General features: G+C 53.6%; 28 protein-coding genes. 16 read left to right on the top strand and 12 right to left on the bottom strand.

All coding sequences use genetic code 11. The features are described 5' to 3' along the window. The first annotated feature begins 53 nt into the window (after positions 1–53). The gene (hemJ, locus tag JF44_RS0117855; protein WP_033070301.1) at positions 54–482 is read left to right on the top strand and encodes a protoporphyrinogen oxidase HemJ; all 429 of its coding nucleotides are present in this window, start codon (positions 54–56) and stop codon (positions 480–482) included. Positions 483–594: 112 nt separating this feature from the next. On the opposite strand, the gene secB is transcribed toward hemJ, so the two are convergent. Both secB and JF44_RS0117845 read right to left on the bottom strand, forming a co-directional pair. Continuing rightward, the gene (gene secB, locus JF44_RS0117850) at positions 595–1089 is read right to left on the bottom strand and encodes a protein-export chaperone SecB (protein ID WP_033070300.1); all 495 of its coding nucleotides are present in this window, start codon (positions 1087–1089) and stop codon (positions 595–597) included. Positions 1090–1457: 368 nt separating this feature from the next. Beyond that, positions 1458–2057: an FxsA family protein gene (locus JF44_RS0117845; protein WP_033070299.1), complete on the bottom strand. Its 600-nt coding sequence runs from the start codon at positions 2055–2057 to the stop codon at positions 1458–1460. Between the two features lie 360 nt (positions 2058–2417). Between JF44_RS0117845 and JF44_RS0117840 the strand changes: the two genes are divergently transcribed. The 3 genes from JF44_RS0117840 (at position 2418) to JF44_RS0117830 (ending at position 4960) form a co-directional block, all read left to right on the top strand. Next, on the top strand, positions 2418–3113 hold the full coding sequence (locus JF44_RS0117840; protein WP_033070298.1) for a Tim44/TimA family putative adaptor protein: 696 nt from the start codon (positions 2418–2420) through the stop codon (positions 3111–3113). Between the two features lie 186 nt (positions 3114–3299). Beyond that, the gene (gene mltA / locus JF44_RS0117835; RefSeq protein WP_033070297.1) at positions 3300–4568 is read left to right on the top strand and encodes a murein transglycosylase A; all 1269 of its coding nucleotides are present in this window, start codon (positions 3300–3302) and stop codon (positions 4566–4568) included. Between the two features lie 26 nt (positions 4569–4594). Then, entirely contained in the window at positions 4595–4960 is a 366-nt protein-coding gene (locus JF44_RS0117830; protein WP_033070296.1) for a Dabb family protein, read from the top strand. 142 nt (positions 4961–5102) lie between these two features. On the opposite strand, the gene rlmN is transcribed toward JF44_RS0117830, so the two are convergent. The 6 genes from rlmN to JF44_RS0117800 form a co-directional block, all read right to left on the bottom strand. Beyond that, a complete protein-coding gene (rlmN, locus tag JF44_RS0117825) occupies positions 5103–6350 on the bottom strand; it encodes a dual-specificity RNA methyltransferase RlmN (RefSeq protein WP_033070295.1) in 1248 nt (415 codons plus the stop codon). Between the two features lie 244 nt (positions 6351–6594). Beyond that, positions 6595–7158, bottom strand: a complete 564-nt coding sequence (locus JF44_RS0117820) for an invasion associated locus B family protein (protein WP_033070294.1) — start codon at positions 7156–7158, stop codon at positions 6595–6597. A gap of 289 nt (positions 7159–7447) precedes the next feature. Then, positions 7448–7963 carry a hypothetical protein gene (locus JF44_RS0117815; RefSeq protein ID WP_033070293.1) on the bottom strand — a complete coding sequence of 172 codons (516 nt, stop codon included), beginning with the start codon at positions 7961–7963 and terminating at the stop codon, positions 7448–7450. 11 nt (positions 7964–7974) lie between these two features. Further along, positions 7975–8472 (bottom strand): bactofilin family protein, encoded by a 498-nt coding sequence (locus JF44_RS0117810; RefSeq protein WP_238318493.1) that lies wholly within the window; start codon positions 8470–8472, stop codon positions 7975–7977. A 283-nt stretch (positions 8473–8755) separates the two neighbouring features. Continuing rightward, positions 8756–9433, bottom strand: coding sequence for an EI24 domain-containing protein (locus JF44_RS0117805; protein ID WP_033070291.1), 678 nt, complete (start codon positions 9431–9433; stop codon positions 8756–8758). 487 nt (positions 9434–9920) lie between these two features. Then, positions 9921–10580: a LolA family protein gene (locus JF44_RS0117800; protein ID WP_238318492.1), complete on the bottom strand. Its 660-nt coding sequence runs from the start codon at positions 10578–10580 to the stop codon at positions 9921–9923. On the opposite strand from JF44_RS0117800, the gene JF44_RS20405 reads away from it, so the two are divergent. Both JF44_RS20405 and gshB read left to right on the top strand, forming a co-directional pair. Continuing rightward, positions 10567–10809, top strand: coding sequence for a hypothetical protein (locus tag JF44_RS20405; RefSeq protein WP_162181417.1), 243 nt, complete (start codon positions 10567–10569; stop codon positions 10807–10809). The genes JF44_RS0117800 and JF44_RS20405 overlap by 14 nt on opposite strands. A 27-nt stretch (positions 10810–10836) precedes the next feature. Next, a complete protein-coding gene (gene gshB / locus JF44_RS0117795) occupies positions 10837–11781 on the top strand; it encodes a glutathione synthase (RefSeq protein ID WP_033070289.1) in 945 nt (314 codons plus the stop codon). An 89-nt stretch (positions 11782–11870) separates the two neighbouring features. Here the strand turns inward: gshB and JF44_RS0117790 are convergent, their stop codons facing one another. After that, on the bottom strand, positions 11871–12170 hold the full coding sequence (locus JF44_RS0117790; protein ID WP_033070288.1) for a cupin domain-containing protein: 300 nt from the start codon (positions 12168–12170) through the stop codon (positions 11871–11873). A gap of 223 nt (positions 12171–12393) precedes the next feature. On the opposite strand from JF44_RS0117790, the gene JF44_RS0117785 reads away from it, so the two are divergent. Continuing rightward, on the top strand, positions 12394–13851 hold the full coding sequence (locus JF44_RS0117785; RefSeq protein ID WP_033070287.1) for an alkaline phosphatase D family protein: 1458 nt from the start codon (positions 12394–12396) through the stop codon (positions 13849–13851). A 50-nt stretch (positions 13852–13901) separates the two neighbouring features. Continuing rightward, a complete protein-coding gene (locus JF44_RS0117780) occupies positions 13902–14528 on the top strand; it encodes a glutathione S-transferase (protein ID WP_052066025.1) in 627 nt (208 codons plus the stop codon). 126 nt (positions 14529–14654) lie between these two features. Here JF44_RS0117780 and JF44_RS0117775 read toward each other — a convergent pair whose 3' ends face one another. Then, entirely contained in the window at positions 14655–15221 is a 567-nt protein-coding gene (locus JF44_RS0117775) for a carboxymuconolactone decarboxylase family protein (RefSeq protein ID WP_033070658.1), read from the bottom strand. A 117-nt stretch (positions 15222–15338) separates the two neighbouring features. Between JF44_RS0117775 and JF44_RS0117770 the strand changes: the two genes are divergently transcribed. From JF44_RS0117770 to JF44_RS0117760, 3 genes are all read left to right on the top strand, one after another. Next, positions 15339–15932: a TetR/AcrR family transcriptional regulator gene (locus tag JF44_RS0117770; protein ID WP_033070657.1), complete on the top strand. Its 594-nt coding sequence runs from the start codon at positions 15339–15341 to the stop codon at positions 15930–15932. Between the two features lie 89 nt (positions 15933–16021). Beyond that, complete coding sequence (locus JF44_RS0117765; RefSeq protein ID WP_033070286.1) at positions 16022–16240, top strand: hypothetical protein; 219 nt, start codon at positions 16022–16024, stop codon at positions 16238–16240. Positions 16241–16369: 129 nt separating this feature from the next. Beyond that, the gene (locus tag JF44_RS0117760) at positions 16370–16882 is read left to right on the top strand and encodes a GNAT family N-acetyltransferase (RefSeq protein ID WP_052066023.1); all 513 of its coding nucleotides are present in this window, start codon (positions 16370–16372) and stop codon (positions 16880–16882) included. Here JF44_RS0117760 and JF44_RS0117755 read toward each other — a convergent pair whose 3' ends face one another. Beyond that, a complete protein-coding gene (locus JF44_RS0117755) occupies positions 16883–17359 on the bottom strand; it encodes a MarR family winged helix-turn-helix transcriptional regulator (RefSeq protein WP_033070285.1) in 477 nt (158 codons plus the stop codon). A gap of 116 nt (positions 17360–17475) precedes the next feature. Between JF44_RS0117755 and JF44_RS0117750 the strand changes: the two genes are divergently transcribed. The 4 genes from JF44_RS0117750 to JF44_RS0117735 all read left to right on the top strand — a co-directional run bounded on the left by JF44_RS0117750 (position 17476) and on the right by JF44_RS0117735 (position 20557). Beyond that, entirely contained in the window at positions 17476–17949 is a 474-nt protein-coding gene (locus JF44_RS0117750; RefSeq protein ID WP_033070284.1) for a VOC family protein, read from the top strand. 103 nt (positions 17950–18052) lie between these two features. Next, positions 18053–18490 (top strand): YybH family protein, encoded by a 438-nt coding sequence (locus JF44_RS0117745; RefSeq protein ID WP_052066022.1) that lies wholly within the window; start codon positions 18053–18055, stop codon positions 18488–18490. A gap of 48 nt (positions 18491–18538) precedes the next feature. Further along, positions 18539–18967 carry a VOC family protein gene (locus tag JF44_RS0117740; protein WP_033070654.1) on the top strand — a complete coding sequence of 143 codons (429 nt, stop codon included), beginning with the start codon at positions 18539–18541 and terminating at the stop codon, positions 18965–18967. A 78-nt stretch (positions 18968–19045) separates the two neighbouring features. After that, positions 19046–20557 carry a YifB family Mg chelatase-like AAA ATPase gene (locus tag JF44_RS0117735; protein ID WP_033070653.1) on the top strand — a complete coding sequence of 504 codons (1512 nt, stop codon included), beginning with the start codon at positions 19046–19048 and terminating at the stop codon, positions 20555–20557. Positions 20558–20690: 133 nt separating this feature from the next. Here JF44_RS0117735 and JF44_RS0117730 read toward each other — a convergent pair whose 3' ends face one another. Then, entirely contained in the window at positions 20691–21092 is a 402-nt protein-coding gene (locus tag JF44_RS0117730; RefSeq protein WP_033070283.1) for a RidA family protein, read from the bottom strand. Positions 21093–21220: 128 nt separating this feature from the next. Between JF44_RS0117730 and JF44_RS0117725 the strand changes: the two genes are divergently transcribed. Beyond that, the gene (locus JF44_RS0117725; RefSeq protein WP_033070282.1) at positions 21221–21820 is read left to right on the top strand and encodes a TetR/AcrR family transcriptional regulator; all 600 of its coding nucleotides are present in this window, start codon (positions 21221–21223) and stop codon (positions 21818–21820) included. Positions 21821–21943: the final 123 nt, after the last annotated feature.

Here is a 21943-nt window from a genome sequence, read left to right as displayed (position 1 = left end):
TGCTGGTATGGTTTGTATCCCGCCTGATTACAAAAGATTCAGAGAAGAGAGAGATGGATACCTATAGCATTGTGAAATTTCTGCATGTCATCAGCATCATCTCCTGGATGGCGGGTCTTCTGTATTTGCCGCGTCTTTATATTTATCACTGTGAAGTCACGCCCGGTTCCGAGGCCAGCGAGAAGTTCAAAGTGATGGAACGTCGGCTTTTGCGGGCCATCATGAATCCGGCGATGATCGCATCGTGGATTTTTGGCCTGTATCTGATGTTTGAAATCGATGCGCTGAGCCAGGGATGGTTCCATCCGAAGTTTCTCTGCGTCATTCTGTTGACTGTGGCGCATATGATGTTGGCGCGCTATCGCCGGGCATTTGAAGCCGATGCCAACACCAAATCACAGAAATTCTATCGGTTTTTCAATGAAGTACCGACAGTTCTGATGATTATTATCGTCTTTATGGTGATCGTAAAACCGTTCTGACCGGGGGTGAAAATACCCGCAACCGGTATTTCATTACGTTATTAAAATAAAAGGCCGCCCAAGAGGCGGCCTTTGTTTTGGTATCGAACCAAATAGATGTGATGGGGATCAATCAGGCGTTTCCAGCTGGTTGACCATCCATCTTTTTGGCGAATTTCTTGCGGAAAAGGTCCGCAAAATCAATCTGTTGCATCATGAGCGGCGGGAAGCCGCCATCGGCCGTCAGATCGGCGATGATCTTGCGCACATAGGGGAACAACAGGCGCGGAACTTCGATCATCAGAACCGGCAGACGGTGCTGTTCTTCGACGTTCAGGGTCACAACGCAGCCATACTGAAGTTCTGCAATGAAGGCGACCTTATCAGCAACGTCAGCTTTGACGTTGATCTTGATGGTGACTTCGTGAAGTTTCTGGTCCTGTGTGGTGCGGGCTTCAACATCCACGTCGATGTTGATTTTCGGTTGCTCCTGCAGGGCAACACTTTCCGGTGCGTTCGGATTTTCGAACGAAAGATCCTTGATGTACTGGGTGTGGATCGTGATCGGATTTGCGGCCGGCTGCTGCTGTTGTGCGCCGCCTTCTGCACCGGTGGTATTCTCGGCCATTAAAGTCTAGCTCCCTTAGAGGTCATTTCGTCTTGATCAGAAAAAAGCCTTCGGCTTGTGGGGCACGCGCCTGCCCGGGGATGGGCTGCTGCGAATGAACCTGCTGAAATGCTTATTACTGACGCCGCATAATTGCGGCAGATGAATTGGCCTAGCACGGATGGCCGGTGTGGGCAAGCCAATCAAACCGTGCACAAAGCCCATATTTCTGCGGTTTTTGATGTTCTGATCGCTGGCAAGTCTTTGGGATTTGGAAAGCTTGACCAAGGCTTTTGGTCAAGCTTTTGATTTTGTGATTTTCCTGTGAAATCGTCGGTTAAGATCACGCCAGAAATTCTGAACCCAGCTCCTTCGTCTGGTTTCTGAGCCTAATTTCTGGGCGGCAGGTTTCGCGGGGTGTCGTCAGACTCAGAAGATTGAGATCCGGATCCGGCATCATTGGTCGGTTGACGGTTGGGATCATCCGGGCTGACATCTTCGAAATCACCGTCAATGACGGGTCCCTTGCCGCGAGAGCGTGCCCCGAATGGACCCCGCGGGCCTTGCGCACCCGGCCCGCCAGGATGGGAGGCGCCAAATCCCCCGCCGCCGAAACTGGTGCGAATATTACCCGATTGTACAAGTTTCATGATCACCTTGGCCCCGATCAGCTGACGCAGCGGGGGGACCAGCAGCAGGAAGCCAAAGCTGTCGGTGACAAACCCCGGGGTCAGCAACAGGACACCGGCAACCAGAATGCAAATGCCGTCAAACAGCGCACCAATGGGCATTTCGCCCTGATCCATCTGTTTTTGCGCCTTGGCAAGCGTTTGCAGGCCCTGTGCACGCATAAGCGACGTCCCGATGATGGCGGTTAGAATAACAACGCCAATGGTCGGCCACAGGCCAATCAGTTCGCCAGCCTGAATAAAGACCGCGATTTCGATGATCGGCATGGCGACGAATATCGCGAAAACATAAAAGCCCATTTTTTCTCCGTTTGCTGGCGACGGGAACCGCACAGATCACATGTTATCAACGCCATTTTACCGCCATAGCTGACGTCTTGGGGAAACTATTGCAGAAAACAACTTGGATTTCAGTGATTTCTGATTAATCTGCAGACTTGTCCTCAATATAGATGGTCGGGACGCTAATACGACAACGCGACGAAAATGCGGCAGATTGCCAGGCGAGCCGTATGTGCGCTTTGGCAAAGGTGAAGATGATCACATCTGTTGGCGCGATCACCGGTTGCCCTTGCATTTGGTTAAGTTCATACCATCTCTCGACCACGGTTGTGATATAAGTCCAACCAGTTTGAAACCACTAGGATCAAGAGATCGGTCTTGCAGTATTTCGATATATTCTTATTCGCTCTGATTGCTGTTTTCCTTGTGCTGCGTTTGCGCGGCGTCCTTGGCCGTCGCACCGGCAATGAAAAACAGGGGCCGACTGACATCTTTGGCCGTCAAAGCCATGAAAATGATGGTCAGAATGACACTGCGCCACAGACCGATAATGTCTATCGTCTGCCGGACTCCGGTAACGAACAGGACGGGGCAGATGTTCCTTCGGGCACTTTTACCACCTTGCAGGAAATTCAGCGTAACGACCCGAACTTTACCCAGCAGGACTTCCTGAACGGGGCGCGCATGGCGTTTGAGATGATCGTTGAATATTTCGCCAAGGGCGACAAGGACGGTCTGAACCCGCTGCTTTCGGCAGAGGTTTACAAAAACTTCGCCGCAGCCATCGATGCACGTGCTGAAAAGGGCGAGCATGAGGAAACCACCCTTGTCGGGATCAAAAGTGCGTCAATCCACGATGCCAGCCTTGAGGGCCGGACCGCCTATGTCACCGTGAAGTTCGTGTCCGAGGAAGTCTCGGTCATTCGCAATGCGGACGGCGATGTGGTTGACGGTGATCCCAATCAGGTGGTTGAGGCCGAAGACCTTTGGACGTTTGCGCGCAACATCGAAAGCCGCGATCCCAACTGGCAGCTTGTGGCAACCGAAACGCCCGAGGAAGAAACCGCCGAATAATCAGGGGTTTTTGCAGAGATCAGAATTCAGGCGACCCGAAATTTCGGGTCGCCTTTTTTCATGTTCGCCTGGGTTTGGCGCGATGTGATTATCGGCTTGTTAAGCAAGTCAGAGGCAAGATCGGAATTAGAGTTTATCCCGTTTGGATAACGGTATTCCCAGCCTTGGCAATGAACAGGTTCCATCTTGAAACGACGACTGGTTTTATCGCGCAGCCTTTCCCTGATATCGGTGTTGTTTGGTGCGGGGGCAGCTTTGATCTGGATGTTCTGGCCCCAAATCACCGGTCAGATTGAACCCCCGGTCGAGGCCGAAGCCGAAGCCGAAGACAAATTAACCTTACGTGCGGTGACATATGCCGAACTTGACGGATGGCAGAGCGACGACATGCGCCCGGCGATCCGGGCTTTTGCCCGCTCATGCAAGGCGATGCTGCGACGCGATGACGAACGGGCAGTCGGCCCCGATGACCGGATGGGCACCATCGGCCAGTGGCGTGAGGTGTGTGAAACTGCGGTATCGATAGATGTCGCAAACTTGCGCAAGGAAGATGCCCGAACCTTCTTTGAAAGTGGCTTTCGCCCGTATCTGAGTGGCAATGGCGATCGGCCAGAAGGGCTGTTTACCGGCTATTATGAACCGGAACTGCAGGGCCAGTTGACCAAGGGCGGTGCGTTTCAAACACCGCTTTATCTCAAACCCGATGACATGGTTTCCATCGATCTGGGGGATTTCCGCGAGGAGCTGAAAGGCACGAAACTTGTCGGGCGGCTGTCGGGCAAGACTGTAAAACCCTATTTTGACCGGGCGGCGATTGACGGTGGCGCGCTTTCGGGACGTGATCTTGAACTGGTGTGGGTTGATGATGCGGTGGATGCGTTTTTCCTGCAAATTCAGGGGTCCGGCCGGGTGGTTCTGCCTGATGACAGCGTGTTGCGCGTTGGCTATGCCGCGACCAACGGGCATCCGTATTTTGCCATCGGGCGTGAATTGATCGCGCGCGGGATACTGACACGCGAAACCGTATCGCTGCAGTCGATCCAGAAATGGCTGCAGGATAATCCTGATGAGGCCGATGGTGTGATGAACACCAATGCATCCTATGTGTTTTTCCAGCCGCTGACGGTTGATCCAAACGATCCCGAGGCCGGGCCATTGGGATCACAGGGTGTTCCGCTGGAGCCGGGGCGGTCGCTTGCGGTGGATCGGCGTTTTCATGCCATGGGCGTACCGGTCTGGGTTGAAACCCGTGATCCGCTGAATGCAGACCGGGCATTTCGCCGCCTGATGATTGCCCAGGATACCGGCGGGGCTATTCGCGGCCCTGTGCGCGGTGATATCTTTTTTGGTCCCGGGGATGATGCAGCCCTGTTTGCAGGTCATATGAACCGACAGGGACAGAAATACGTGTTGTTGCCGATTACCATTGATCCGACGCGTTGGAACCAGAGTTAAGCACATATGCGCCAAGGGGCCCCGCAATGATCCGTCATATTGTTCTGCTACAGATTGCAAGCCATGTGGCGGAATCTGATATCGAGGCCATGCTCAAACAACTTGAACAGGCTGCATTGACGACCCCGGGAATGATGGCGTTCTGCGGCGGTGCAAAGCTTTCCTCAAGTGGCCTTGCACAAGGGTTTACCCACGCATTGAACATTGATTTTGTTGATGAGTTGGCCCGGGATGCCTATCTGGCGGAGCTTGACCGTGACCGGACCGGCAAAAGATTGTCTGACATGACCGAAGGTGGTCTTGGCGGCATCCTGATCATGAACATTAATATCGATGATATCAAAACACCGGACAAGACACCGGATCGCAAACCGCAATTAAGGTGGGTATAGAATCAGTCAAATGATTCTATAGACGAAATTTAACGCATTTGGCTTGGAAAATTCCCGAGATTAGGGCGCAACGAAAAACACCGGACAGCAGCGCCATCCGGTGTTTGGTATCATGCATAACAGCAATTTCGGTGGGGTCGCCTTACTGGGCGGCAACCACGCCTTTGGGATCAGCATCCGATTTGGCACAGCCACCCGTGCCACCAACGCGGGATTTGCGCTGACGCTGGCTTTCGGATTTAAGCTGACCACAGGCGGCCAGAATGTCGCGGCCGCGCGGCCAGCGGATCGGCGCTTCGTAGCCGTTATCAAGCAGGATCTGCGCGAACTTCTTGATGTCGTTGGTCGGCGTGCATTCGTAATCCGAACCCGGCCATTTGTTGAAGGGGATCAGGTTAAACTTGCAGTGAACACCTTTGACGAGCTTGGCCAAGGCACGGGCATGCTCGGGCTGATCATTGATCCCCTTGAGCATGACATATTCCATGGTGATCGGACGTGCGTTGGACATGCCCGGATAGTTCCGGCACGCCGCCATCAGTTCCTTGAGCGGGTATTTCTTGTTGATCGGCATGATTTCATTGCGCAGATCATCATCTGGCGCATGTAGCGAAATTGCCAGACCAACACCAAGATCTTCGCCGCAGCGCACGATTTCCGGCACCACGCCAGAGGTCGAAAGTGTAATCCGGCGACGCGATATCGAAATGCCTTCGCCGTCCATGGCAATGCGCAGCGCATCGCGAACATTTTCATAGTTAAACAGCGGTTCACCCATGCCCATCATGACGATGTTCGATAGGCGACGGATGCCGTTGGCCGGGGTCGGCCATTCGCCGTAGCTGTCACGTGCAACCATGAACTGGCTGACGATTTCACCCGGGGTCAGGTTGCGCACCAGAAGCTGGGTGCCGGTGTAGCAGAACTTGCACGTCAGCGTGCAGCCAACCTGCGATGAAATGCACACAGCACCACGGTCTTCGTTGCGATCGGGGATATAGACGGTTTCGGCTTCGTTCCCGTCATGGAATTTCATCAGCCATTTATGGGTATCGTCGGTGCTTTTCTGATCGGCGGTCAGAACCGGGCGACCAACATAGAAATCCTGGGAGAGACGGTCGCGCAACTTTTTGGAAATGTTGGTCATATCCTCGATGTCGGTGACACCGCGGTTATAAATCCAGTTCCAAAGCTGTTTGACGCGGAACTTGCTTTCACCCATGTCGGCCATGAGTTCGGTCAGTTCTTCGCGGGTGATGCCCACCAGATCACGACGACCGTCGGCAGCCTGCCCATTGGCGGCGCGCGTAACGAAGTCGGTCAGCGACGGTCCTTCCTGCTTGGCAGGGGCGTCGGTTGCGGGTGCGTTTTCGGTCAGGACGTCGGTCATCCCGGGCTCTCTCTTTTGTGTCTTGTGGGTGGTCCGGTTTATCGGACGATCGGTTTTGAAGATCAGTTCTTCTGGCGCGGTTGCGGACTATACCAGAAAATTTGCCAAAAAGCTTGGCCCCGCGTATAGCGGGGCCAAGGCAATTTAGAAACGATAAATTTCACATTGCAGCCATCACGTCCGTGCAATCACGGTTGCAATGGACACAGGCTTTGTCAAACCCATCGGTTTGCCAAAACCGCGATCAGCTGACCGGCTTGGTGTTGCAAGCCTTTGAAATCGCATTATAGGCCGCGGTAAAGCCCGACAGAGAATAGGTATCGGTGGTCTTTGTCCCGCGTGAGGAATAGCCAACAACAACCATCGTTGAGCCGGCTTTCATCGCGCTTACCAGTTTGCGATCTTCTTCGCTGTTTACGGCCCAGGCGGAATCGTCATGGGTGAACAGCTTGAATTTCTTGGAATCGATTCGAAGATCGACGTCACTGCCGGATTTATAGGTATAGCCGGTAATGAAGCTGACTTCATTGAGCAGTTTAAGCGCGGGGCGATGGGTAACCATCACATAGATTTTGCCACGCTGGGTATAGTCGCCTTTGGCCGAAGTCGGCTGGCTTCCCATATAGCAAACCTTCTGACCGTCTTCGGAATAGGTATAGGCTTCCCACTTGCTGTAGACATCAATGAGCTGCGGCGAATTTTGCGCCTGTGCCGGACCCGAAGGCAGGCTTGCAGCCAGGATGCAGACAAATGCGGCAACAACAGTGGCGAGCGAATTTCTGACGAAACGATGGGCGTGTTTTTTCATGAGGTCGCGTATCGTGTCTGAAGTTTCGGGACGGGCCCACAAGGACCATGATCGACGTATCAAAGCCAAAGGTTATGGCAAATTTATGAGGTACTTTTTCAGAGATTGACGACAAAAGGTAAAGATTAAACCAAGGAATGCGACGGACCGCCAATGACAGGCCGATTTTTTGGATTTTCCATCGCAACCGCGATCAATGTCTGAAAAGGAATTGCCCGGCCTTTAAGCGGTATGATCACGAAAAATCGGGCTAAGCCGTTTAAATCGCAGGGGAAGTTTCGGGCGGAACTTATCCCTGCCCCAGATTCATTTTCACAATCTGATCAAGGCAGTCCTGTACCGATATCGCCTGATTTCCGCGTCGCATCCGGGCAAGCATGTGACGTAATTCACGCTGTGCGCCCTTTGTGCCAGGCACGAAAAAGGCATCAAACGAACATTGATCGGATCGATATTGCCACACCCGGATTTCGCCTTCACCGCGGATCATTTCGGGCGCGCCGATTTTATCTTTGAAATCGTCTTCCGAAAGACCCTTGAGCGTGTCGCTCGCAATGGGTTTGAACGGAATTGCTGCCATTGCCCCGGCGGCAGAATTTTCAGGCTTTTTGCGCATGTTCGGGCGGGTGGTCACGATGTTGCCCTGACCATCCACAGCACCGTAATCGGCATTTGTCGACCCGGGCGGGGCCGTTGTGCTGCTGGCGCAGGCCGAAAGACCCATCGCCAGGCCAGCCAAAAGAAACACCACCCCAAACGGGCGGAAAACAGCCCTTTGGGGTGGTGAATTTTTGATAAGTTGCATCTGCACGAAGATCAGGAATCGTCTGATTTGCGCGGAATGGTGATCGCACCGCTTTTGCTGCCGCGCGCAATGCCGTCGTCGGTGCCTTCGACATATTCGAGTTCGCCTTTGACACGTGCGCCATTTTCGATCTGAAGCGTGCCATAGGTGATTTTTCCGCTCATTTCCGCGGAATTCATGACCGTGACGTGCCGTGCGGTCAGTTGACCTTCGAAGTTGCCACTGATTTCAGCTTCGTCAACCTGTGCCGAGCCGACAAAGCTGCCGCCTTCGGAAACTTCGAGGCGCGAGCATTCTTCGATCTGGGCCTGAACAACACCTTCGACGACCAGAACGTCACAGGAACCGATTTCACCTTTAAGGGTAATGTCACGACCAACTGTCAGCTTTTTGCCTTCGGCGTTGCTGTTTGAACCAGCAGGACGGCCCGAGCTGCCGCGGGTCGGAATTTCGAGCGGGCGTTTGGGGATTTCCGGGCGAAAGTTGGTGGAATGCGGTTTACTGGACATTTGAGGTTCATCCTTTGTGCGCGGCTGGGTGAAGAGCTGCGGCTCGGTTCGTTTTTCTGTTTTTTCTGTCATGCCGGAATTGGCGGCTTTATCGGATGCAGGGGCTGCGGGCATGGTCACGGGCCCGGAAAGCGCGTCTGATGCATCCGTGCGAGATGTATCTGACGAAGTCGCACTGCTGTCGACTTTTTTATTGGCTTTTTTCTTTCCAAACATGGGGTGACCAAATCCTTGTCATTAGTTTCGATGATGGTCCGGGTGTTCCGGGCATTTGACAGGCCCGTTAAACAGTCTCCGGTACGTAGGTTCCGAGGCGAACAGAATAGTGGACCATAAAGGCCGTGGCGATGATCGGTGCGACCAGATTGACCAGCGGAATGGTCATCAGGAATGTCAGCCCGACGCCGGCAACCCAAAGCTTTTTCTGGCGGCTTTTGCGAATGTTTTCGACCGTTCGCGCATCATAACGGCGTGCGGCAACCAGTTCAAAATATTCACGTGATAAAAGATAGCCGTTCATGGTGTAAAACGCGATGACATAGAGCGGCCCAGCCAGAAGAAGTGGCAAAATCAAAATGTTAAGCGCCAGGGCGGTCAACGCAAATTTAAGGCCACTGAAGATCGCATCACTGATCGGTTGCGGGCGGGTTTCGGGCAGGGTCGGATAGTGCTTGTCTTCGACCGCATCGGCAATCTGATCAAGCAAAAGGCTTGAGATCAGAACCGTCGCAGCGGGGAAAAGCAACAGCACCAGAAGCGTCAGACCAATGCCAAGAATCCAGTCAACCGCACTTTCGAGCCAGCCACCATCGGTAAAGAAGGTGACAGAATTCAAGCCAAACCAAATCAGAACCCACAAGCCGACAATTGTTGCAAGCGCACCAGCAACGCCAATCAGCACCACTTTGCGAAAGCGTGGATCGGAAAATTGGGCAACGGATTTCAGAAAGTCATTGATCATTGATCGGGTTGGTCCTGTCAGTGGTTTTCATCGCCAGCATATTCGTAGCGCGAAACCCTAAGCAAATAAAATTAACAGCCTGTGAAATCAGGCCGTGCCGGGGGAAATTTCCATGATTTCTGCCAACAGATTTACGCATCGATTGGGCAAAAAAAAGGCGTCCGGCCAGGGGGGGAGAACCGGACGCCAGCGCTCCGATAATCTGGAGCGTGAGGAAAGGTAGGGGAGACCTTCTCCTCACACCGGGTTCCCATCGTTTGGGGGAACCTTGTGACAGATTCACATATAGGTAGCCAACCCGCGTGGTGCCATAGGGTTCAACGTGCGAAGACCAAGATTCTTGACTGTTTAGAATAATTCCAAACCAAGGGCCATTTCGTTACGAAACCACAATATTCACAAGGGCTTGAATCAGAAAATAATATTGGCCCCAAAGCGTGATGCCTTGTGCCTGCAGGTGTCATCAGCCCGCAGGAAATTTTTTTGATCAGCTGCCGCGTTTGGGCCAGATTCGCTCGAACTTGAACAGTTCGGGATCAAGTGACATGCCTTCTTTGGCATTAAACAGGGTTACCGTTGTCTCGATCCCGGTGGGGTCCGTGACATTCCACTGGCGCAGCTGCATCGGTTTTTCGGAGAAAACCAGCGTCACACTGCCCGCGCCCGGATCGGATTTGCGCACCAGTTCGACGCGGATGGTTTCGGCCGTGCGGCGATAATCAACAATCTTGACCTTATCGGTCAGCGAGATGTTCTCTGCCAAAATGATTCCGGCCGGGGTTTCATCAATGTCCAAATAGGTCGGCGCATTGATTTCCTTGTCATAGTAGATGAAATCATGACCGGTCGCGACCAGCAGGATTTGCGCAGGCGGGTTGTATTCAAACCGCATCTTGCCGGGACGTTCCATAAACAGCTTGCCCTCGGCGGCACCGCCATCTGATGAAATCTGTACGAAATCGGCCTTAAGCGTGGTGATTCCCGCCAGATAGTTTTCGATCTTCTTGATCGTCTCGGGCGCGATTTCTTCTGATGACTGGGCATGGACCGGGCTTGGCAAAAAGACCAGACTGCTGACAGCACCCAGACCGATGGCGGTCGCAATGACGCCGGCTGCAATGATGGAACGGCCTTTGGCAGTGATCATTTTCAAACGGGATTGCGAGGATTTGGAAAAAAGGGTCATCGGCCTTGCCTGGTCTTCGGAACAATTAATTGATCGTGATTGCGAAACAGGAATGGCGAATGATAAAAATCACGCCATCTATTACGCGAAATACATATCGCATCATTTGGCCGTGAAGGCCAGCCGGGTCAACGCCTGCCCGCAAATGACCTTATTTGGCCGGTTTGAGCCTTATTTGCAGGCCGTTTGACCATCGGTGAACAGGAGAACGCATTTCATGAGCCGTGTCGTCGCCATCCAGATGGACCCGATTGAGCATATCGATATCAAGGGGGACTCCACCTTTGTCATGGGTCTTGAAGCCCAGGCACGTGGATATGATCTTTTGCATTATCATCCCGATGACATGTTCTATGACCGGGGCATGATCAAAGCCGAAGTTCGCCCAATGACTTTGCGCCATGAGCATGGCAATCACCATGATCTGGGGGAAGCCCGGGTGATTGATCTGGCGCGCGAAACCGACGTCATCCTGATGCGTCAGGACCCGCCGTTTGACATGAATTACATTACCGCAAGCCATCTGCTTGAGGCGATCCACCCGGAAACCTTCGTGGTCAACCATCCGGGCCATGTTCGCAATGCACCCGAAAAGATCTTTGTTACCGAATTTCCCGATCTGATGCCACCGACCCTGATCACGCGATCGGGCGCACGGATCAAGGAGTTCCGCGAAGAATTCAAGGACATCATCGTCAAGCCGCTGTTTGGCAATGGCGGGGCCGGTGTTTTCCACCTGAAACCTGGGGATGAGAACCTTAATTCCCTGCTGGAACTGTTTGCCGCGCAGTCGCGTGAACCGTTGATGGTGCAGGCCTATTTGCCTGATGTGCGCAAGGGGGACAAACGCATCATTCTGGTGGACGGTGAACCGGTGGGCGCGATTAACCGCGTGCCGGCCGAAGGCGAAGCGAGATCAAACATGCATGTTGGTGGCGTGGCGGAAAAATCGATGTTGACGCCGCGCGAACGTGAAATTTGCGACCGCATCGGGCCGGAGCTTAAAAAGCGCGACCTGATCTTTGTCGGGATCGACGTGATTGGCGACTATATGACGGAAATCAACGTCACCTCGCCAACAGGCTTGCAGGAGATCAACCGGTTTGACGGTTCCAAACTTGAAAGCCTGATCTGGGATGCGATTGAAACGCGGATTGGCTAAGAAGCCGGTCAACCATATCGAAAAATGTAATTGGGCAGGTGATTGTCACCTGCCCTTTTTTATGGCCCGGTTTATTGGGGGTCTTTGGATCAGCGCTGTTTGACTTCGACCTCGACAAACGTAAAGGCGAAGTCATTGTCGTTAATGACATTGTGCGCAACGCCGGTTTTGCGGGCATAGGATTGCCCTGCGGTAAGTTCGGACAAGACCGTTTTGCCGTCATCCATTTCGATGGTGAGGGTACCGGTCGTCATCGGGACAACGACATAATCCATGCCATGGACATGGTCACCGGTTTCTGCCCCGGGTGGAAAGTGCCATTCGGTTACCTTGACGACATCATCATCTACCTGAACAGTCGGGATCGCTTTGGGACGCTGTGCATTCAATGGTCTTCTCCGATCTGCAAGATTAACCATCTGATGATAACGACAAGTCCGTTGCCCTGCCTGCCTTTTTTCTGTCGATTACCGGTGTGACTTTGATCCTGTCCTTTGGCCCACATTCCGCTAAGCTGTTTGGCCAAAGGAACCAAAGCCGCGTTCAAACGTATGAAACGGGGTTGGGACCCCCAAAGTCAGGACCCGTTAATTTGACAGATAGTGGCAGCGCATGACCAGCATCGAGGCAAATACCATCATTGATCAGCATCTTTTTGGACCGTTCCTGTTTGCCCGGGGCGGGACGGCGCAATCGGTCAAGCTGGCCGCCCTTGTTGTTGCCGATGAGAACCGCGAAATTCCGGAATTTCGCGCCAATGGCACCGATGTCATTGCCCCGAAAAAGCTTGCAAACCTTTATGGCCGGACCTATTGGCGGTTTGAATTCGAATTGCCGGCCAATCGTGCTGCCACATATTGTTTCGGAAATGAAACGTATGAAGTTTGCACCGATCTGGGCAAGGATCTGCGCATCGGGTTTGTGTCGTGCAATGGTCAGGAAGACGGTGATCTGGATCGGCCGCTTGAAGACCGCAATGCGCTTTGGATTGATCTTGGCAAAGAGCACGCCAAACAGCCGTTTTCCCTGCTTTTGCATGGGGGGGACCAGATTTACGCCGACGGGGTGTGGGAATGTCATCCCGATATCATCGCCTGGGAAAAGGCCCGGCGGCGCGAACGGGCGGCAACCGAATTTTCCGATGTCATGCGCGATGCGGTTTTCAAATTCTATCTTGACCATTATCTGGCGATTTACGGCCAGCCGCAGATCAGTCATATGCTGAAACATGTGCCATCGCTGATGATCTGGGATGATCATGATATTTTTGACGGCTGGGGCAGTCATAAAAAATGGTTCCAGAGTACGGCGGTGGCCAAGGGCATGTTTGACTGTGCCCGGACGGCCTTTTGCCTGATGCAGCTGTGTTGCATGCCCGATGAACTGCCTGACATGGTGATGGACCGTGAGGGCAAAAGCCTTGGCTGGCGGGTGGATTTCCCTGGCATGAGCATCATTTCCCCTGATTTGCGTTCGGAACGCACGCCGGGCGATGTCATGGGACCAAATGGCTGGCGCGATTTGCCACAAACCCTTGAAACCGTGCCCGAGGGAAATCGTATTTTTCTGATGTCGAGTGTGCCGGTGATCGGGCCGCGCTTGTCGCTGGTTGAGATGGTGTTGCATCTTTTTCCCAAAGCCCAGAAATACGAGGATGATCTGCGCGATCAGTGGCAAAGCCGTTGGCATCGACGTGAATGGTGTCGGTTCCTGGAGCTTATTGAAAAGATCGCCAATGAGCGCGATCACGAGATCACCCTTTTGTCGGGTGAAATTCACGTGGCAACACGCGGGACCTTTGAAACACCGGGCAAAACCATCCATCAACTGGTGGCATCGGGCATCTCGCACACCGCACCACCGGCGGCATTTGCACGGGTTTTGGGCCTTCTGGCGTGGATCGGGGATCACCCGCTTCCGGATCGCCCGACAAAGCTCAGATCATTGCCGGGGCGCAAAGGAACCTATTGTGCAGCGCGAAATTACCTTACACTGTTGCGCAAGGATACCAACTGGACTGCCAACTGGCATCTTGAGGGGATCGGCTGGACACCGGATTTAAGCGTTTGATGGCGTCCATTTTCTGATGTGACGTTTGTTTACGGCAGGGGGCTTGGTCAATGCAGCTTTACTACGCGCCAACATCACCTTTTTCACGCAAGGTACGGGTTGTCTTGCGCGAATTGGGTCTGGAAAAACAGATCAGTGAAATCCTGATTGATCCCTGGACGGACGAGGCGCTGCGTGCCCATAACCCGCTTGCCAAAGTGCCGACCCTGATCCTTGAAGACGGCATGGCTGTTTTTGAATCGGCTGTGATCTGTGACTATCTTGATCAGTTTGCCACATCAAACAAAACATCATCAGGTGTGATCCCCCAAAGCGGTCCGGCCCGGCTGAGCGCCCTGAGATGGCAGGGGTTGGCCGATGGCATGATGGCGGCAACCGGTCGGCTTTATGCGGATTCAAAACGCCCGGAGTCAGATCGTTCTGAAATCGTAATGGAACGACAGGCCCAGGCAATCACATCGGGCATTGATGCCATTCTTGACGGTTTGCCGAACCTGCGTACGGAAGAGCCGCACCTTGGAACATGGTCGGTTCTGGTTGCACTTTATTATATTGATTTCCGCTGGCCGGACCGCCGGTTTGATATTCCGGTTCGGGTGCGCGACTGGATGGCGATCATGTCGGAACGTGAATCCTTTAGCGAGACCACCTTCCATCTTCCTCATGACGATGATTAAAAACGGTTAACCCGGGTCATAAAAAAGCACCGCCCGGGGGAAACGGGCGGTGCGGGCAACGCAAGGTTGATGACGTAAGGGGCGGGGATTTTTTACGTCGCGATCATGCGTTGAATAGATGCGTGATCAGGCCGCTTTTTTGGCCGATTTTTCCCATGCGAACTTCTGGAACGGTTCATCAACCGGTGTCTGGGCGACATGGTTGGTGTAGTTCGACATGACTTTCTGCGCCAGACCGAGAATGATTTCCAGAACCTGCTGCTGCGCATAGCCTGCGGCATAGAATGCATCCAGCTGATCCTGGGTGACATTGCCGCGCTCACGGACCATGGCAAGGGTGAAGGTACGCAGCGCTTCAAGTTTGTCACTGGCAAGCGGGGTTTCATCGCGCAGCGCAGTGATGATGTCTTCATCGACTTTCATCATATGGGCAATCCCGGTGTGGGCCGGAACGCAATAATGGCAGGCATGTTCAACATTGATCGTCTGCCAGACAACGGTCAGTTCTTCGGCATCAAAGCTGGTTTTCTGAAACAGCTCGTGCAGGACCTGATAACCCTCAAGCGCAGCCGGGGCTTCGGCCATGACGCCGTGAAGGCCCGGAACCATGCCAAAAGCATCAATGGAATTCTGCAACAGCGGTTTTGCATCTGCGGGGGCGGTATCGCGATCATGGATCTTGAAGTCGGACATAATCATGTCTCCTGAATTTTTGAGTGATTGCTCAATAACGATGGGCCGACGCTAACTTGACGGTTTTCCGAAATCAAGTTATTTCTTGAGTGAATGCTCAACAACCAAGGAAAAGACGTGGCGAGACCCAGTTCGTTTGACCGTGAAGATGCTTTGGCCAATGCGCGCAACCTGTTTTGGCGCAAAGGGTTTCATGCGACGTCACTTAAGGATATCGAAGCCGCCCTGTCGCTTAAGCCCGGCAGCATTTATGCCGCCTTTGGCAGCAAGAAGGACCTGTTTGCCGAGGCGCTGAAATATTATTCGGCCGGTGTTGAAGAAGAATTTCGGGCCTTTATGGCGCAGGCAAGCTCGCCGCTTTCGGGGTTGATTGGCTATGTGCGCAGCATTACGCAACCTGGCGAAAACAAGGTGCCGTCAAATGCCTGTATGGTATTTAAGACCGCCCTTGAAATGGCCAATGAAGAGCCTGATCTGAAAGAACTGGCCGCCCGGCAACTTTCGGGCGTGGCTGATCTGTTTGCCGAAACCTTTGATGCGGCCCGAAAAGCTGGTGAAATTGCGCCCGATATTGATCCGCACCGTGCGGCACTTAAGCTGCAAACCAGCATCACCGGCCTGCGCGGCATGATCGAAAGCGGTCTGGCGCGCGGGGATGTTCAAAACCTGATTGACGATATTGTTGCGGATATAGAACGATTGCGAACCTGATCTGAGCTGCGCATCAATGCCGAATGAATGCGACAAAGGTTCCAAAACATGTTACGGCCCCTTTTTGACTTGGAAATGCGAAGCCAGATATGAGCGAACCAACCATTACCAAAGCCATGCGCGAACGCGCTTGGGCCCGCGCCGAACGGATCGAGGGTGAAGATGCCAGCGAAGTGCGCAAGCACAAGGAAAGCGGCATCACCATGAAAAAGGAAAGCTTTGGCAAGTTTCGTAATTTTGGCTGGACCGTTGTTGATGAAGTTGCCGTGCCATGCCGCAAGGAATTCCTGCCGCCGCGCGAAGATTAATGCCTGGCCCTGCTCTGATTTGCCATTTTGTCCTGACGTGATGGGCTGCGAGCGGTCCTGAGCCAAAGAGCGCAATGAGCTGATGGTTCTTGCGCCTTTTGCCGTTTCTTACCGGTTGTTACCCTGATCATGCCCAACATCAAACCTGACCGGACATCCGGTTCAATCCGCTTTGCGTCACTTGGTGATATCGCGCCTGAAACCGTGATCGCCCATATGTCTGACGCGCGTATGTCGGTTCATATGCCGTTACTGGATGGTCCGTGGGGTCAGGATGATTATCATCGTTTCATGGCGGCCAAGGATGCTTATTGGCAGCGCGATGGGCTTGGGCATTGGGCAATTTTGGTGGATGAAAGCTATGTCGGTTGGGGCGGGTTTCAGAAAGAAGGTGATGATTGGGATTTCGGGCTGGTGTTGCGTCCTGAGTGCTTTGGGCTTGGTCTTGCCATCACGCGCAAGGCTCTGAATGTTGCCTGTAACGATCCACGTATTGAGTATGTGACATTCTTGCTGCCGCCGACACGCAAGCATTTACGGGGGCTTCTGCGCCTTGGTGCCTGCTTCGTCGGGAAGGTTTCCCATGATGGGGAGGTGTTTCTAAAATACCGTCTTGATACGCCGTTGCCGATCGTCAGGTGATTATTCCGGTTCCCGGGAAAGGCTGATCAGATCGGCCAGAAGCTGATCGGCGTTGGAATCTGCAACAAGACCTTCAAGATCGCCTTGGGTTTTCTTCCAGATCGGAAATGCTTGGGCCAAAAGCGCCATGCCGTTTGTGGTCAGGGTCAGCAATCGACCCCGTTTGTCCTTTGGATCCGGCGTAATTTCAACCAGACCGCGACGTTCGAGTGGCTTGAGGTTTGCCGTAAGCGTTGTGCGATCCATCGCCAGAAGATTGGCGACATCTTTCATATGCGGTGGATATGGTCGATTGAGCGACATCAACAAAGAATATTGCCCGCTGGTCAGATCAAGCGGACGAAAAGCATCATCAAAGCGGCGCGCAATCGTCCGTGCCGCGCGGCGCACATGCAGGCAAAGACACGAGTCCCGCACCATTATGGTGTCGGCATAAGGAACGGTTTGATCGTTCTGGTTGAAATCTTTTTTTGACATGGATTAATTATGTTGATATCAACTTTTTTGTCAAACGGGAAAAACATAAATCCCTAATCTACTTTCTGGTTTGATGTCGCCGCCGAAACCGTTCTGCCCGGCAAGGAGGATGCCCCATGCAGAAAATCAGCCCCTTTTTGTGGTTTAACCAAACCGCAGAGGAAGCCGTTAATTTCTATGTATCCGTTTTTGCCGATGCCAAAATCGGCAAGATCATGCGTGCCAGTTCTGCTGGTCCCGGTCCGGAGGGCCGTGTTTTGACCATCCGTTTTGAGCTGTTTGGCCGCGAATTCACCGCGTTTAACTTTCCATCCGATTTTGCATTTACCGAAGCGGTGTCGTTTGTCGTCAATTGCAGGGATCAGGCCGAGGTTGATTATTACTGGGATTGTCTTTCCGAGGGCGGCGAAGCCCGTGATTGCGGCTGGGTTCGGGACCGGTTTGGTGTTTTCTGGCAGATCACCCCGACCCGCCTGATCGAACTTATGACCGATCCGGATCTGGCCATTGCCGCACGTGCCGCAACCGCCATGATGACGATGCAAAAAATCGATATTGATCAGCTTGAACGTGCGGTTTCTGCGGCCTGAATGCCGAAAATTCCGGTGATTCTTGCACCGGGTGCCTGTTGCATTCCCCTCGCCCGCCAAGGTGCGTTTTAACCATAGGGCGCCACCAGCAAGGATATGACCAATGACCGAGAAACAAGCCAGGGATCACGCAGAAATTGCTGATCTGTTCGCCCGTTGGGTTGATGCAACTCGCAGCAAGGATATTGATGCGATCATCGCCCTTTATAGCTCTGACATCTGTTCCTATGACGCGGTGGGACCGTTGCAGTTCAATGGTGTTTCGAACTATCGCGCGCATTGGGAAAAATGCCTGCCCAAGGATGCCGAAATGATCATCGAGATGCAGACACCCGTGATCCGGGTATCTGGCCATCTGGGAGTTGCGCGGTTTCTAATTCGTTGCGGTATTCGCAGTGATGACGGCTGCGAACAGGCAAGCTGGATGCGGGCAAGCTTTCACCTTGAAAAACATGATGGGCAGTGGCGCATCATGCATGAACATTTTTCCGTGCCTTTTGATTTTGACAATGGCGAAGCCCAGTTCGGGCTTGAGCCATAAGCCGTGTCCACCTCACCCTCGCACACCACACTCAAAAAGGAAGCCCCGATGAAGGTCATCAGCTATTTGAATTTTGACGGGAATTGCCTCCTGGCAATGACGTTTTATCAATCTGTTTTGGGGGGTGAATTGATCACCATGCCCTATGGCGACACCCCGATGGCCGGGGATATGCCCGATATGGCGGACAAGATCGCCCATGCCTGCCTTATGGGGGATGGCTGGACGATTATGGCATCAGATTGCCCGGGCGGCACGTTTGAGCCGATGAAGGGAATGAATATTTCCATTCATGCCCCGACTGCCGAACAGGCCCGTGCGTATTTTGACGGTCTGGCAGAAGGCGGCATGGTCATCATGCCGTTTGAAGAAACCTTCTGGTCGAAGGGTTTTGGCCTGGTCAATGACAAGTTCGGTACACCCTGGATGATCAATACCGATATGGATCAGAATTCGGATCAAGGTTGTTCCAACTGATTGTGTTTAAACGATCCGTTGCCAATTACCGTCCAAGCCTGCAAAGTAATACAACTTCGGGTTTTGGGGGCGGATGATTTGACAGCGCGGGTTACAACAGTTGCCTTTGCCGGGATTGAAACCATACCGGTCGATGTTCAGGTGCAAATGGCAAGTGGCCTGCCGGCCTTTACCGTGGTTGGCCTGCCCGACAAGGCGGTATCCGAAGCGCGCGAACGGGTGCGTTCGGCGCTTTCGGCCATGGGTTTGGCCCTGCCGCCCAAACGGATCACGATCAATCTGGCACCAGCCGATTTGCTTAAGGAAGGATCGCATTTCGATCTGCCGATCGCGCTGGGCATTCTGGCCGAGATGGATGTGATCGGACATGATGATATCGAACGGTTTCTGGCCCTTGGGGAATTGGGGCTGGATGGCAGCATTACCTCGGTCGGCGGGGTTCTGCCTGCTGCGATGGAAGCCGGAATGCAGGAATGCGGGATTATTTGCCCGCAGGCCAACGGGTCTGAGGCCCTTTGGGCCGGGGATCTTGAGATCCTTGCGCCGGGCAGTCTGATCAGCCTGATCAATCATTTCAAAGGCACGCAAATCCTTGCCCGGCCGATCCGAACCAACGACCATGAAATCAACGATTTCCATGGTGATCTACGCGATATCAAGGGACAGGAAAGTGCCAAACGCGCCTTGGAAATTGCTGCCGCCGGGGGCCATAATCTTTTGATGTCTGGCCCGCCGGGGTCGGGGAAATCCATGCTGGCGGCACGTTTACCGGGCATTCTGCCTGACCTTGATGCCAGGCAGGCACTTGAAACCACGGTCATTCATTCGGTATCGGGTCTGTTGCCCGAAGGCGGGCTGATCCGGACCCGGCCCTTTCGCCAACCGCACCATTCGGCCTCGATGCCGGCCCTTGTGGGCGGGGGACATCGGGTCAAGCCCGGCGAGATATCACTGGCCCATAACGGGGTGCTGTTTTTGGATGAACTGCCGGAATTTCAGCGCAATGTGCTTGATGCGCTGCGCCAGCCGCTTGAAACCGGGCAGGTATCGGTCGCACGTGCCAATGCGCATGTGACATATCCGGCCCGTGTACAGCTTGTCGCGGCAATGAATCCATGTCGTTGCGGGTATCTTGGCGATAATGAGCTTGCCTGTACCCGTGCGCCGCGCTGCGGCGAGGAATATCAGGCCCGCCTTTCCGGCCCGCTTTTAGACCGGTTTGATATCCAGATTGACGTGCCTGCGGTCAAACCCGAAGAACTTGATCTGCCCGCGCAGGGCGAACCAAGTGCGACAATCCGTGAACGGGTGTTTCTGGCCCGTGAACTGCAAATGTTGCGATATAAAAACGAAAACATATCGACCAATGCCCTGGCCGATGGCGAGGTTTTACAAGATGCTGCCGCGCTTGATGCCGATGGACGCGGATTGCTGCAGAATGCAGCGCGCCAGATGAAGCTTTCAGCGCGTGGCTACCACCGGATTTTGCGCGTTGCGCGTACCATCGCCGATTTGGCCGGTAGCGGTGGGGTCAAGCGCGGCCATATTGCCGAGGCGCTGAATTACCGCCAAATGGTGTATCGGCGCTAAGCAGGTCATCGGTGTTGCGGATCAGGACTGAAGAGCCGCGTATTGCGGCATATCGTTTGTGTTTTAGCTGCAAACAGGATGTCACCCATGTCCGCCGCGCCGCCCATGTGAACGGCGCGGGGGGCGGTTGCTATCAAACTTCGGCAGGAACACGGGCGATAACCTTGATTTCAAAGTCAAACCCCGCCAGCCAGTTTACACCAACCGCTGTCCAGTTCGGATAGGGGGCTTTGCTGAAGATTGCGTTCTTGACCTCCATGATGTCAGCAAACTGATTCTCCGGGTCGGTATGGAAGGTTGTGACATCGATAAGGTCATCAAACGTACAGCCCGCCGCAGCAAGGACAGCTTTGAGGTTTTCAAACGCCAGTACGACCTGACTTTTAAAGTCCGGTTCGGGTGAGCCGTCTTCACGGCTGCCAACCTGACCAGATACAAAAACCAGATCATTTGACCGGATTGCGGCGGAATAGCCGTGTTGTTCGTAAAGCGCATGGCGCTTGGGCGGGAAGATTGCTTCGGCGTGGTGTGTCATTCTGACCTCTTATGGATGAAGGATGGCAAGGGGGTGATTTTTCAGATACGTTTCGTATGTGGGTGTATTGACATACGCAGCGTATGTCAAGTGGCATACGTGTCGTATGTGAAATAGAGAGGTAGACTGTGGCCAAAACTCGTGCCGAAAAAATGGAAGAAACGCGCATCAAACTGATTGCGGCAGGGCGCAAAGCCTTTGCCGAGAAGGGGTTTGCATCGGCCTCGATGGACGAGCTGACAGCCGGGGCCGGTCTGACACGTGGGGCGCTGTATCATAATTTCGGTGACAAGCGCGGACTGATGGCGGCAGTGGTTGACCAGATTGACACGGAAATGGCGACAGAGGCCCAAAAGGTGGGACAGTCAGCAGGCGGCGGTTGGCAGGGTTTGATGGCCGAAGGGGCGGCCTATATCAAGCTGGCGCTTCGGCCCGAAGTGCAGCGTATTGTGCTGCTGGACGGGCCTGCGGTACTTGGCGATCCGTCGCAATGGCCAAGTCAGAACAGATGCCTGCAGGCAACCATCACCACACTTGGCGAGCTTGCAGAACAAGATGCCATCAAACCTGTGGATATCGAAGCAATTGCCAGATTGCTTAACGGTGCGGCGCTGAATTCAGCGCTATGGGTTGCGGCGAGTGACGATCCGCACGCGACCTTTGACAAAGCGGTAACAGCATTCGAATGTCTGGCATCGGGCGTTTTAAAAACACCTGCGCCAAACTGAATTACCGCCAGATGTTGACTGGCGGTAATGGGCAGCAAAGGCGATGGTGATCAGATTTTTGTTCGAATTGTTTAATTCGTTCCGATGCCAGGTCACCTATCCCGGTGAATACTTTGAAATAAG

The organism is Thalassospira australica (assembly GCF_000763295.1).
In the GTDB taxonomy this organism is placed as follows: Bacteria; Pseudomonadota; Alphaproteobacteria; order Rhodospirillales; family Thalassospiraceae; genus Thalassospira; species Thalassospira australica.
This window is presented reverse-complemented; position numbering and strand designations above follow the sequence as displayed.